The sequence below is a fragment of the Streptomyces sp. NRRL S-337 genome, from assembly GCF_000720175.1.
GTDB classification, from domain to species: domain Bacteria; phylum Actinomycetota; class Actinomycetes; order Streptomycetales; family Streptomycetaceae; genus Streptomyces; species Streptomyces siderophoricus.
Window position 1 is genome coordinate 20,981 of sequence record NZ_JOIX01000080.1, and the last position, 12,154, is coordinate 33,134.

9 protein-coding genes and 2 pseudogenes are annotated in these 12,154 nt (G+C 71.3%); 6 read left to right on the top strand and 5 right to left on the bottom strand.

All coding sequences use genetic code 11. The annotated features are described in order from the left end of the window. Nucleotides 1-135 precede the first annotated feature (135 nt). Both IG62_RS0134445 and IG62_RS0134450 read left to right on the top strand, forming a co-directional pair. Nucleotides 136-1,821 carry a succinic semialdehyde dehydrogenase gene (locus IG62_RS0134445; RefSeq protein WP_030812776.1) on the top strand — a complete coding sequence of 562 codons (1,686 nt, stop codon included), beginning with the start codon at nucleotides 136-138 and terminating at the stop codon, nucleotides 1,819-1,821. A 50-nt stretch (nucleotides 1,822-1,871) separates the two neighbouring features. Continuing rightward, nucleotides 1,872-3,698 (top strand): GMC oxidoreductase, encoded by a 1,827-nt coding sequence (locus tag IG62_RS0134450; RefSeq protein WP_030812780.1) that lies wholly within the window; start codon nucleotides 1,872-1,874, stop codon nucleotides 3,696-3,698. Nucleotides 3,699-3,757: 59 nt separating this feature from the next. Here the strand turns inward: IG62_RS0134450 and IG62_RS0134455 are convergent, their stop codons facing one another. Together IG62_RS0134455 and IG62_RS0134465 are read right to left on the bottom strand one after the other, a co-directional pair. After that, the gene (locus IG62_RS0134455) at nucleotides 3,758-4,891 is read right to left on the bottom strand and encodes an LAETG motif-containing sortase-dependent surface protein (RefSeq protein WP_030812782.1); all 1,134 of its coding nucleotides are present in this window, start codon (nucleotides 4,889-4,891) and stop codon (nucleotides 3,758-3,760) included. Between the two features lie 1,083 nt (nucleotides 4,892-5,974). Beyond that, on the bottom strand, nucleotides 5,975-6,331 hold the full coding sequence (locus tag IG62_RS0134465) for a chorismate mutase (protein WP_030812785.1): 357 nt from the start codon (nucleotides 6,329-6,331) through the stop codon (nucleotides 5,975-5,977). A 251-nt stretch (nucleotides 6,332-6,582) separates the two neighbouring features. Between IG62_RS0134465 and guaA the strand changes: the two genes are divergently transcribed. The 3 genes and pseudogenes from guaA (at nucleotide 6,583) to IG62_RS0134480 (ending at nucleotide 9,479) form a co-directional block, all read left to right on the top strand. Beyond that, nucleotides 6,583-8,169, top strand: a complete 1,587-nt coding sequence (gene guaA / locus IG62_RS0134470) for a glutamine-hydrolyzing GMP synthase (RefSeq protein WP_030812787.1) — start codon at nucleotides 6,583-6,585, stop codon at nucleotides 8,167-8,169. 175 nt (nucleotides 8,170-8,344) lie between these two features. Further along, nucleotides 8,345-8,479 (top strand): annotated as a pseudogene (locus IG62_RS47495) (Uma2 family endonuclease); the annotation flags it as partial. Between the two features lie 94 nt (nucleotides 8,480-8,573). After that, the gene (locus tag IG62_RS0134480) at nucleotides 8,574-9,479 is read left to right on the top strand and encodes a 2-hydroxy-3-oxopropionate reductase (protein ID WP_030812790.1); all 906 of its coding nucleotides are present in this window, start codon (nucleotides 8,574-8,576) and stop codon (nucleotides 9,477-9,479) included. A 61-nt stretch (nucleotides 9,480-9,540) separates the two neighbouring features. On the opposite strand, the gene IG62_RS0134485 is transcribed toward IG62_RS0134480, so the two are convergent. After that, complete coding sequence (locus IG62_RS0134485; protein WP_030812794.1) at nucleotides 9,541-10,038, bottom strand: SRPBCC family protein; 498 nt, start codon at nucleotides 10,036-10,038, stop codon at nucleotides 9,541-9,543. 126 nt (nucleotides 10,039-10,164) lie between these two features. On the opposite strand from IG62_RS0134485, the gene IG62_RS0134490 reads away from it, so the two are divergent. Beyond that, nucleotides 10,165-11,010 carry a class II aldolase/adducin family protein gene (locus IG62_RS0134490; protein WP_267887932.1) on the top strand — a complete coding sequence of 282 codons (846 nt, stop codon included), beginning with the start codon at nucleotides 10,165-10,167 and terminating at the stop codon, nucleotides 11,008-11,010. A 136-nt stretch (nucleotides 11,011-11,146) separates the two neighbouring features. On the opposite strand, the gene IG62_RS0134495 is transcribed toward IG62_RS0134490, so the two are convergent. Next, nucleotides 11,147-11,911, bottom strand: coding sequence for a DUF4239 domain-containing protein (locus tag IG62_RS0134495; protein ID WP_030812800.1), 765 nt, complete (start codon nucleotides 11,909-11,911; stop codon nucleotides 11,147-11,149). Nucleotides 11,912-11,920: 9 nt separating this feature from the next. Further along, nucleotides 11,921-12,154: pseudogene (locus IG62_RS48050) on the bottom strand (hypothetical protein); the annotation flags it as partial.

Consider the following 12,154-nt stretch of genomic DNA (forward strand, 5'->3'; position numbering starts at 1 on the left):
CGGGGCCGTCGGACCCGCGGTCGTCGCTGACCAGAGCCCTTACGGCCAGCGGATGCTGGCGCGATTGTGGGCGGCCGGTGAAAACCCGTTACTGCCGGGTACACAAAGCGTCCGGGGAGGAATACCCTCGCCGACATGACGGACTCGCAGGACACCGGAACAGCTGCCTCCACCGCCGCCGAGGCCGCCGAGGCCCCTGAGGCCCCCGCGCCCGCCGAGGCCCCCGCAGCGCCGACCGACGGCAATCCGGTCGCGCCCGCCCCTGCGGGCAGCCGCACCGCCGCCGACGTGGTCACCCCCGAGATCGCCGCCCGGCTCACCCGCGGCGTGGTCGGCAGTGGCCGTACGGCCAACCACTCGCCGTTCACCGGCGAGAAGCTGGCCGATCTGCCGGAATCCACCCCCGAGGACGTCGCCACCGCCTTCGAACGGGCCCGGGCCGCGCAGGAGCGCTGGGCCAGGGTCCCGGTCCGGCAGCGCGCCGCGGTCCTGCTGCGCTTCCACGACCTCGTCCTGCGCCGCCAGGCCGAGGTGCTCGACCTGATCCAGCTGGAGACCGGCAAGGCCCGGCTGCACGCCCACGAGGAGGTGCAGGCGGTCGCCGTCGCCGCCCGCCACTACGGCCGCAAGGCCCCCGCCTACCTCGCCCCCAAGCGCCACACCGGTGTCGTCCCGACCCTCACCAAGGTCACCGAACTCCGCCACCCCCGCGGCGTCGTCGGGCAGATCGCCCCCTGGAACTACCCCTTCGAGCTCTCCATAGGCGACGCCCTGCCGGCCTTCGTCGCGGGCAACGCCGTGGTGATGAAGCCCGACACCGAGACCGCGCTCACCGCGCTGTGGGCCCGCGAGCAGCTCATCGAGGCCGGGCTGCCGGAGGACGTCTGGCAGGTCGTGATCGGCGAGGGCCCGGTCATCGGCCCCGAGGTCGTCAAGCACGCCGACTACGTCTCCTTCACCGGCTCGACCCGCACCGGCCGCGAGGTCGCTCAGGGCGCCGCCGCCCGCCTGGTCGGGGTCTCCCTCGAACTCGGCGGCAAGAACGCCATGCTGGTGCTCCGCGACGCCGACCTGGACAAGGCCGCGGCGGGCGCGGTCCGCGGCTGCTTCTCCTCCGCCGGCCAGCTGTGCATCTCCATCGAGCGGCTCTACGTCCACGAATCCGTCGCCGACGACTTCCTCGCGCGCTTCGCCGCCCGCACGAAGGCCATGCGGCTCGGCAACGCCCTCGCCTACGGCGCCGACATGGGCTCGCTGGCCGGTGAGCGCCAGCTCCAGGCCGTCGTCCGGCACGTCGAGGACGCCGTCGCCAAGGGCGCCGAGCTGGTCGCCGGCGGCCGCGCGCGCCCCGACATCGGCCCCTTCTTCCACGAACCGACCATCCTCGACGGCGTCCAGGCCCCGATGGCCGTCTGCGACGAGGAGACCTTCGGACCGGTCGTCTCCGTCTACCGCTTCCGCGACGAGGACGAGGCCGTGGCGCTCGCCAACGCCACGCCGTACGGCCTGAACTCCAGCGTCTGGACCAAGGACGGCCGACGCGGCCGGGCCCTCGCCGCCCGGCTGCGCACGGGCACGGTCAACGTCAACGAGTCGTACGCGGCCGGCTACGGCAGCGTGCAGTCGCCGATGGGCGGAATGGGCGACTCCGGCCTGGGCCGCCGGCACGGCTCCGAGGGCATCCTCAAGTACACCGAGGCGCAGACCGTCGCCCACCAGCGGGTGATGCCGCTCGCGCCGGCCTTCGGGATGACCGATGAGAAGTACGCCCGGTTCATGACCCGCAGCCTGCGCGCGATGAAGGCGTTCCGGCTGAGGTAACGACCCCCACGGCAGCCCAGCCCCTCCGCCCCGAACAGCAGGGAGAGCCAGTGCCCCAGGAGAACTCTGCCCAGAGCCAGGACCCGGACGGCACCCGGACCGACGGCTACGACTACGACGTCCTCGTCATCGGCTCCGGTTTCGGGGGGTCGGTCTCCGCCCTGCGCCTGACCGAGAAGGGCTACCGGGTCGGCGTCCTGGAGGCCGGCCGCCGCTTCACCCGCGAGACGCTGCCGAAGAACTCCTGGGACCTCAGGAACTACCTGTGGGCGCCGGCCCTCGGCCTCTACGGCATTCAGCGCATCCACCTCCTCGGCAACGTCATGGTGCTGGCCGGCGCCGGCGTGGGCGGCGGTTCGCTGAACTACGCCAACACCCTCTACGTCCCGCCGAAGCCGTTCTTCGACGACCCGCAGTGGAAGGACATCACCGACTGGCAGGAGGAGCTGAAGCCGTACTACGACCAGGCCCGGCGGATGCTGGGGGTGCGGCTCAACCCGACGATGACGCCGTCCGACGTCCACCTGAAGGCGACCGCGGAGGCGATGGGCGTCGGGGAGTCCTTCCACATGGCGCCGGTCGGAGTGTTCTTCGGGGACGGCGAGGACTCCGACGGCACGGCGCGGGCGAAGCCGGGCGAGGAGGTGCCGGACCCGTACTTCGGCGGCGCCGGACCGGCCCGTAGGGCGTGCACCGAATGCGGCGAGTGCATGACCGGCTGCCGGCACGGCGCGAAGAACACCCTCAACGAGAACTACCTCTACCTGGCCGAGAAGGCCGGTGCGGTGATCCACCCGATGACGTCCGTCGTCGCGCTCACCGAGGACTCCCGGGGCGGCTTCGCCGTCCGGACGCTGCCGACGGACGACAAGAGGAAGGGCGAGGGCAGGACGTTCACCGCCCGCCGCGTGGTCCTCGCCGCCGGCACGTACGGCACGCAGACGCTGCTGCACCGCATGAAGGACAGCGGGCTGCTCCCGTACGTCTCCGGCCGCCTCGGCGCACTCACCCGCACCAACTCCGAGGCGCTGGTGGGCGCCCAGACCGACGACCGCCGCTACCGCAAGCGGCACGGCGCGGAGCGGGCCGACTTCACCAAGGGCGTCGCGATCACCTCGTCGATCCACCCCGACGAGAACACCCACATCGAACCGGTCAGGTACGGCAAGGGCTCCAATTCGATGGGTGGGCTGACGATCCTCCAGGTGCCGTACCGCCCGGCGGGGCGGGTGCGGGGCTGGCTGGCCAACATGGCCCGCCACCCCTGGCTCGCCCTCCGCGCGCTCTCCAACCGGCGGTGGTCGGAGCGGACCATCATCGGCCTGGTCATGCAGTCCCTGGACAACTCCCTGACCACGTATCGGAAGCCGAGCGGTCTCGGCAAGGGCCTGCTCACCGCCCGCCAGGGCCACGGCGCCCCCAACCCGAACCAGATCCCCGAGGCCACGCGGGCGGCGACCCTGCTCGCCGAGGAGATCAACGGCTTCGCCGGCTCCAACGTCGGCGAGCTGATGGGCACCCCGCTCACCGCCCACTTCCTCGGCGGCTGCCCGATCGGCGATTCGGCCGCGACCGGCGTCATCGACCCGTACCACCGGCTGTACGGGCACCCCGGCATCTCCGTCGTCGACGGCGCCGCGGTCTCCGCGAACCTGGGTGTCAATCCGTCGCTGACCATCACCGCACAGGCCGAGCGCGCGATGTCCCTGTGGCCCAACAAGGGCGAGGCGGACCCGCGGCCCGCCCCGGGACGGCCCTACGAACGGCTGGCCCCCGTGAAACCGGTCCACCCCGCCGTCCCGGAGAAGGCCCACGGCGCGCTGAAGCTGCCGTTCCTGGCAGTGCCGCCGGTACCGCCGAAGAAGTCCCTGGCGTAGCACGGCACAGGGCCGTTGGGGAGCGGCTCCCCAACGGCCCTGTGGTGTACGGCCCGTGGTTACGCGGCCGCAGCGCCGTCCGTCCTGCGACGGCGGACGACGAAGAGCGCACCCGCGCCCACGGCCATCGCGACCCCGCCCACGAGGGCGATGGTCGGCAGCGCGGACGAGGAACCGGTCTCGGCGAGCTTGCCGGTGACCGGGAGCTCCTTCAGGTCGCCCTGCGGAGCCGGCTTGTTGGGCTGGTTCTTGCCCGGCTTGCCCTTGGCCGGCGGGACGCTGCCCGGCTTGCTGCCGGCGACCAGGACGTCGAAGTCGTACTCCGCGACGTCGGAGAAGCCGCAGACGTCGTCCTCGTTGTGGTACGCGCCGATGGTGAACGCGAAGCCGTAGCTGCCCGGGGTCTTGGCGTCGACCTTCAGGCGGAGCTTGGCGTCGGAGTACTCACCGGGCTTGAGACCGTCCACGGACGCGAAGTAGCCGTCCTCGTCGGTGATGGCCTCCCAGGAGTGGGAGTCCTCGTCGTACCACTGCACGGTCAGCAGCTTGGAGACGTCGTCGAAGTTGTGGGTGCTGATGGCGCCCAGCGCGACGTACGCGTCGACCGACTTCATCGCCTTGTCGGACGTGTTGGTGGCGCGGAAGGTGAAGTTCTTCCAGCCGGAACCGGCCACGACCTTGCTCGGCAGACCGCGCAGCTCGGTGCTGATCGCCGTCTCGTCCGACTGCTCGGCGCAGGTGTCGTCGGTCGGCTTCCCGGTCGGCTTCGCGGTGGGCTTGGCCGAGGTGGTGGGCTTGGGGTCGCTGGTGGGCTTGGTGTCGTCACCCGGGGTGCCCGGGCCGCCCGACCCGTCCGCACCGCCGTTGCCGGTCTCACCACCGGTACCGGTCTCGCCACCGGTACCCGTCTCGCCACCGTTCCCGGTCTCGCCACCGGTGGCGGTCTCGCCGCCGGTCTCCTCGCCGGGCTTGGTCTCGTCGCCCGGGGTGGTCTCGTCACCGCCCGCCGGCGTCTCCGGCTGCGTCGTGGTGTCGTCGGTCTGGTCCTGACCGGGGGTGCCCGGCGTCGGCTCGGCGCTCGCGGTGGTCTCGGCGTCGGCGCCGGTCGCGAACGCGGCAGGGGCCGCCATCAGGGCGGCAGGGGCTATGACGGCCGTCGCAGCGGCAGCCGTCAAGGCACGGCGAAGCTTCATCGAGAAGACCTCTCGGGGTCCAATGTGCCGTGGGTCGGCACCAGTTGATAGCTGGCCGTCGCGTTGGGGGGCGCGGTATGGCCGTGCGATTTCACGTACATGACCGGCCATGGCCGAAAAAGGTTGCTCACTCGAACGGAATTCTTTCGGTGACCCCGGTCACATCGTTCACAGCCGCCGCACAGCCGGCCCACAGACATCTCACAGTCGCCGCACAGACGGGGCCGGCGGGCAGTGGCGGAACGGACCGGCCGAGGGTGGTCGTGCGCCCGGCGTGCGCCCCCCTGGCGAGGGTTTCCGGCCCCATAGCGAAGGGCCCCGGATGCCGTCCGCGAGGGGGGTGCGGACGGCCACGGGGCCCTTGGCTTTCGGTGCCGGCGTCAGGGCAGCGCCGGCACCGAGGTGCGGCGCTGGGGGGGGGGTAGCGCCGCTGGCTTACAGGGGTCGTGCGTGGTGCTCGATGGTGCGGTGCGCGCGGTGGTCCGGACCGATGCCGGTGCCGGGTCGTCGCGGTTCGCGGACATGCAGCACGGCAAAAGTCCATACCAGGCGCGGTATGTCGTTCGTCAAGCATCGTCCTGGATACGCCTCACCTGGCGCAACCGTTTCGACCGGATGCGGTCGGTCCCGGGCGTCCCCAGGACCGACCACCCCATCGGATGTGACCGGGCTGCTGTCCCCTGCTGACCGGTCACGGCACCGGAACGAGGTCCCACGACGCGGACCGCGGAAGGCGGCCGGCGTCTCATCGCTCCGGTCTTCCGCCCGTGGGGCGGCGTCTACGCGTAGTCCTGCAGGCCGCGCCTGGCTGGCGTGGCACCGGGAACAACGAAGCCCCGCGGCGCCCGGTCACGCGCCGTACGGGTGAGTCGGCAACCGAACTCAGATCCGGCAGCTGCGCCGGGCGCACACTCCTTTGCCATGCGCCCCGCCTGCGCCCTCAACGCCCGGAACCGGCGTCACACCGGCGCAACGGTGATCACGTCCCGCCCGAACCGACCGCCCACCGGCCGTCCGCCGACCGGAACCGACCCCTTCGGCGCACGAAACCGGCCACCGGCAATCGCAGGCGGTCCGGCCGGCTCAGATCTGCCCCCGGGACAGCTCCAGCAGGGTCATCGCCAGCGCGGTGCCGGGCTTGCCGAGCTGGTCGCGGTAGTGGGCGAGGATCTCCATCTCGCGGGAGAGGTTCACCCGGCGCCCGCCGGAGGTGATCCGTTCGCGCTGGATGACGGCCGAGACGGCCATCCGTTCCTGCACGAGACCGATGATCCGGCCGTCGAGATCGTCGATCCGGCGCCGGGCGTCGGCGATGAGCCCGGCGGCCTCCGGCGTATGGGCGCCGGTATCGGGCGTGGGGGCGGACGACGGTGAGGGTGAGGTTGCCGGGGTGGGGCCGGTGGTGGGACGGGTGGTCGGGCCGGCGGTCGAGGTGCTCATGTCCGTATCTCCTGGGGATGTGGCCCCGGAGCCGATGATCGAGATCCGGACAGACACAGGCGCCCCGGACCTTGTCGGCCCGGGGCGCCTGGGAAGTTGCTCGTCAGTGGATCAAGCAGCACGACCATGGCAGCCGGACGGGCCGGTGCCATAGGTAAAGACGAAGGTCAGCTGCTGGAACATGGGCCACAGTATGAGCCCGTTAGAATCGAAAGTCCAACCCCGCTCCACACCGCCGGAAGGCCGCCGAAGTGCCATCAGCGCCCCCTGCCGCTGCCCCGGACGTCGTCCTCGTAGTCGACTTCGGCGCACAGTACGCCCAGCTCATCGCCCGCCGCGTCCGTGAGGCCCGGGTCTACAGCGAGATCGTGCCGTCCACCATGCCGGTGGCCGAAATGCTCGCCAAGAACCCCAAGGCGATCATCCTCTCCGGCGGGCCGTCGTCGGTCTATGCCGAGGACGCCCCCAGCCTCGACCGTGCCCTGTTCGAGGCCGGTGTCCCGGTCTTCGGCATGTGCTACGGCTTCCAGCTCATGGCCACCACCCTCGGTGGCACCGTCGACAACACCGGCGCGCGTGAGTACGGCCGTACCGCCCTGACCGTCTCCCGCACCGATTCCACCCTCTTCGAGGGCACCCCGGCCGAGCAGTCGGTCTGGATGTCCCACGGCGACGCCTGCTCCGCCGCCCCCGAGGGCTTCCGGGTCACCGCGTCCACGGACATGGTCCCGGTCGCCGCCTTCGAGAACGACGAGCGCAAGCTCTACGGCGTCCAGTACCACCCCGAGGTCATGCACTCCACGCACGGCCAGCAGGTCCTGGAGCACTTCCTCTACCGCGGCGCGGGCCTCCAGCCGAGCTGGACCACCCACAGCGTGGTCGAGGAGCAGGTCGCCGCGATCCGCGCGCAGGTCGGCAGCAAGCGGGCGATCTGCGGCCTGTCCGGCGGCGTGGACTCCGCGGTCGCCGCCGCCCTCGTCCAGAAGGCCATCGGCGACCAGCTGACCTGCGTCTACGTCGACCACGGCCTGATGCGCAAGGGCGAGTCCGAGCAGGTCGAGAAGGACTTCGTGGCCGCCACCGGCGTCCAGCTGAAGGTCGTCGAGGCCGAGGAGCGCTTCCTCGACGCGCTGGCCGGGGTCAGCGACCCCGAGCAGAAGCGGAAGATCATCGGCCGCGAGTTCATCCGCGTCTTCGAGCAGGCCCAGGCCGAGCTGGTCGCCGAGGCCGGCGCCGACGGCGAGGAAGTCGCCTTCCTCGTTCAGGGCACGCTCTACCCGGACATCGTCGAGTCCGGCGGCGGCACCGGCACCGCCAACATCAAGTCGCACCACAACGTGGGCGGCCTCCCCGACGACATCGAGTTCGAGCTCGTCGAGCCGCTGCGCCAGCTGTTCAAGGACGAGGTCCGGGCGGTCGGTACCGAGCTCGGCCTGCCCGAGGAGATCGTCCACCGCCAGCCGTTCCCCGGCCCCGGCCTGGGCATCCGCATCGTCGGCGAGGTCACCAAGGAGCGCCTCGACCTGCTGCGCGAGGCCGACGCGATCGCCCGCGAGGAGCTGACCGCGGCCGGTCTGGACCGCGAGATCTGGCAGTGCCCGGTGGTCCTGCTGGCCGACGTCCGCTCCGTCGGCGTCCAGGGCGACGGCCGCACCTACGGCCACCCGATCGTGCTGCGCCCGGTCTCCTCCGAGGACGCCATGACGGCCGACTGGACCCGGATGCCGTATGAGGTGCTGGCCCGCATTTCGACCCGGATCACCAACGAGGTCGCGGACGTCAACCGCGTGGTCCTGGACGTGACCAGCAAGCCGCCGGGGACCATCGAGTGGGAGTGATCCTCTGATCTCCCGCTGATGTCAACGCAACGCCGTCGCTCACACTCCCTCCTCGCCCGCCTTCGGCGAGGAGGGGCCCAGAGCGGCGGCGTTGTCGTTCCCGCTCGGTACGCCGACTGCACAGGCGAGACTCCTTCCCCAAGCTCTCCACTTCGTTCGAGCAGGGGATATCCCCCCGGTCGTCTACGTCTACGAGCTCGACCCGGCGACCGGGGCATACACGCCCACCGGCATCTATCACGACCGGATCAAGGTCTCCGTCCCCTTTCCGATCGACATCGATCTCACCGCGATCAACAAGCGGCGCTGAGCGGCAGCGGTTGACGGTATGCGGCCCACGGCGCAGGATTGCTTTCGTATTACGGCAGTCTGAATCCGCTATATGGAAGTAAGTGGGCGCAGTCATGAGCACCAGCACGATCGCTTTCGTCGGCCTCGGCATCATGGGCAGCCCCATGGCGGTGAACCTCGCCGAGGCCGGGCACACCGTCGTCGGCTGGAACCGCAGCCCCGGCCGGGCGGACGCGCTGGTCGCGGCGGGCGGCAAGGAGGCCGGATCGATCGCCGAAGCGGTCCGGGACGCGGACGTCGTCATCACCATGGTCCCGGCGTCCCCGCAGGTCGAAGCCGTCGCCTACGGGCCCGACGGCATCCTGGAGAACGCCCGTCCGGGGACCCTCTTCATCGATCACTCCTCGATCACCCCGCAGACCTCCATCGACCTGGCGAAGGCCGCCGCCGACAAGGGCATTCGGGTGCTGGACGCCCCCGTCTCGGGTGGTGAGGCGGGCGCGGTCGAGGGCGTGCTGTCGATCATGGTTGGCGGTGCGCGGGCCGACTTCGACGCGGCCCGGCCGGTCTTCGACGCGGTCGGCGCGACCGTCGTCCACTGCGGACCGCACGGCGCCGGCCAGACCGTCAAGGCCGCCAACCAGCTGATCGTCGCGGTCAATCTGCAGGCCCTGGCGGAGGCCGTGGTCTTCCTGGAGAAGTCCGGGGTCGACCTGGGGGCCGCGCTGGAGGTCCTGGGCGGCGGCCTGGCCGGTTCCACCGTCCTGGCCCGCAAGAAGGACGGGATCCTCGCCCGCGACTTCACCCCCGGCTTCAAGCTGGAACTGCACCACAAGGACATGGGCATCGTCACCGACGCCGCCCGCACCGTCGGCGCCACGCTGCCGGCCGGTGCCGTAGCGGCCCAGCTGATCGCCTCCGCGGTGGCCCGCGGCGACGGCGCCCTGGACCACTCCGCGCTGCTGCGCGGCGTCGAGCTGCTGAGCGGCTACGGGCGGGAGCAGGGGCGTAATGCGTGACGCGTGACGCGTCACGCCACGGCCGTCGGCCGTGCGCCTCCCGTGCGGTCGTCGGTGGCGGTCAGCCGTTTCCGTCCTCCCGTACGGCCGCTGCCAGCCGTTCCAGTGTCGTGGTCATGGCCGGGCCCATCCGCCGGGGAAAGCCCGGGAGCTCGACCACGAGGCGGGGGAAGCGGGCGCGGGACCAGTCGTAGGTGTGCGTGACCCGGGTGGCGGCGGGACCGTCCGCCGCACCGTCCAGGGGCGTCAGGGCGTAGCGCCAGCGCTGGCCGCCGACGAGCCGGCGGCCGCGCAGCTCGCCCCAGGTCTCCCAGGCGATCAGCCGGTCCGGCTCGTACTCCACCACGACGTTCACCGACCGGTACGGGACCGGGCCCTGGGCCATCCCCATGGTGAACCGGTCGCCCGGGCCGAGCGGCGACGGGCCCTCGGGGCGGCCGCGCAGCATCCCGGAGCCGTCCAGCGCGGCGTGCCGGGCCGGGTCCCGGAGGAGGGCGAAGAGCCGCTCCGGTGCCGCGTCGATGTCCTTGCTGACCGACAGCGTCCTGTGAGCCGTCATCGTTCACCCCCCGCACCGACGCCGTCCGGCGACCGTCGCCGGCACCCGTCCGGTGCCTCACGTCGTGCGCCCATCATGCCGGTGGGCCCCATCCGGGCACGTCGCGGGGCTGGTTACCTGGGGTAGCTGAGGGTAGCTTCCGCAGCGAGCCGCACGAGCCAGGTACATGCCAGAAGGAGAACGGCGATGCCCGAACCGACGCCGATACCCACCGACAAGCTGCAGTTCGCCATGCCGCCGACACACCAGAACGTCGAGGACGAGCGACGTCACCGCAAAGAGCGTCTGGTCGCGGCGCTGCGCCTCTTCGGGCGCTTCGGCTTCGAGGAGGGCGTCGCCGGGCACATCACCGCGCGCGACCCGGAGTTCCCCGACTGCTTCTGGGTGAACCCCTTCGGGATGTCCTTCAAGCACATCACCGTCAGCGATCTGATCCTCGTGAACGCCGAGGGCAAGGTCGTCGAGGGCCGCTACCACGTCAACCAGGCGGCGTTCGCGATCCATTCGCAGGTCCACCAGGCCCGCCCGGACGTCGTCGCGGCCGCGCACAGCCACTCCACCTACGGGCGGGCGCTGTCGGCCCTCGGCGAGCTGCTGGAGCCGATCACCCAGGACGTCTGCGCGTTCTACGAGGACCACGCGCTCTTCGACGACTACACGGGCGTGGTGGTGGACGAGGAGGAGGGCCGCCGGATCGCGGCCGCCCTCGGACCGCACAAGGCGGTGATCCTGCGCAACCACGGACTGCTGACGGTCGGCGACTCGGTGGACGCGGCGGCCTGGTGGTTCATCACGATGGAACGCTCCTGCCAGGTCCAGCTGACCGCGAAGGCCGCCGGCAAGCCGGTCCTGATCGACCACCACAACGCCGTCCACACCCGTGAGCAGCTGGGCAACGACCTGGTCGCATGGATCAACTACCAGCCGCTGTACCAGCAGATCACGCGGAGCGAGCCGGATCTCTTCGATTAGCCGGAGCTCTTCGACCAGGAGCCCGACGCGTGAGTGTCCCCCGGGGGCGTTGCCCGGGGGACACTGCGAGCAGCACTCACGCCGTACGGTCAGCCACAGGGCCGGGGCCCGGCACGAGGCGCGGTACAACGCGCGGTCAAAGGTGCGGGAAGAGGTCCCGGAACGGGTCCGCGCTGGCGGAGATGCCGCGGCTGAACGGCGAGTCGAAGTCCCAGACCAGGAACAGCAGGAAGGCGATCAGCGCGCTGAAGAGGCCGGCCATCAGCATCTCCCGGCCCGACCGCCGGATCTGCAGGGTGAACATGATGCCCACGGAGATCGCACCGCCGGTGATCAGCCCGAACCACACCACCCCCGGAAGCGTCGAATCGGCCGCGTCCGCCCGGGCGTTGCGGGCCCCGTCGGCCACCGCGATCTGGTCCACCATCGGCTGGTAGGACTGCCCTTCGAAGTCGTTGCGCGGGTGGTAGTCGGTCACGTCGGCACGGACTTTCGTCAGCAACTCCGCTCCCTGTGGGGTGAGTTGGCCCTGGTCGGACATGACCGGCCACTCCTTGTGGACGACGTAGGAGACATAGGCCTCCACATCCGAGCGGATCCGGTCCCGTACCGGCGCGGGATAGGCCCGGGCCCGCGCGCTGACCTCGTGCAGCGCCTGTGCCTCGGCCCGTACGGTGTCCTCGGCCGCGCTCCGGGCCTCCCAGACGCCGGCGATGGCCAGGCCCAGCACGATCGCGTAGACCACCCCCACCATCATCGTCAGGTACTCGATCACATCGGGTGTTTCGGTCGGGTCGTGGTCGTGGTCGTCGGCGATCCGGCGATCCTTGAGGACCGTGATGATCAGGACGACGCCGCAGACCGCGGCCATGGCGATGCCCAGCACCAGCCATTGCGACATGGGGACCTCCTACGAGGAACGGCGCCCGGCGGAACCGGACGAGGAGCTCGAACGGGGACGGAGGGCGGCGCCGGCCAGCACGGCCGGGGCGGTGATCAGCAGGGTCGTGGTCACCACCGAGCGCCCGGCGTGCGCCTTGTGGTACGCCCGGGCGTAGTTGCGGGGCAGCACGGGCGCGGGCGAGGCGGGGCGGTGGGGTTCCGGCCGGGGCGAGGGCGGCGGGTCAGGGGCGTGCGTGCGGGG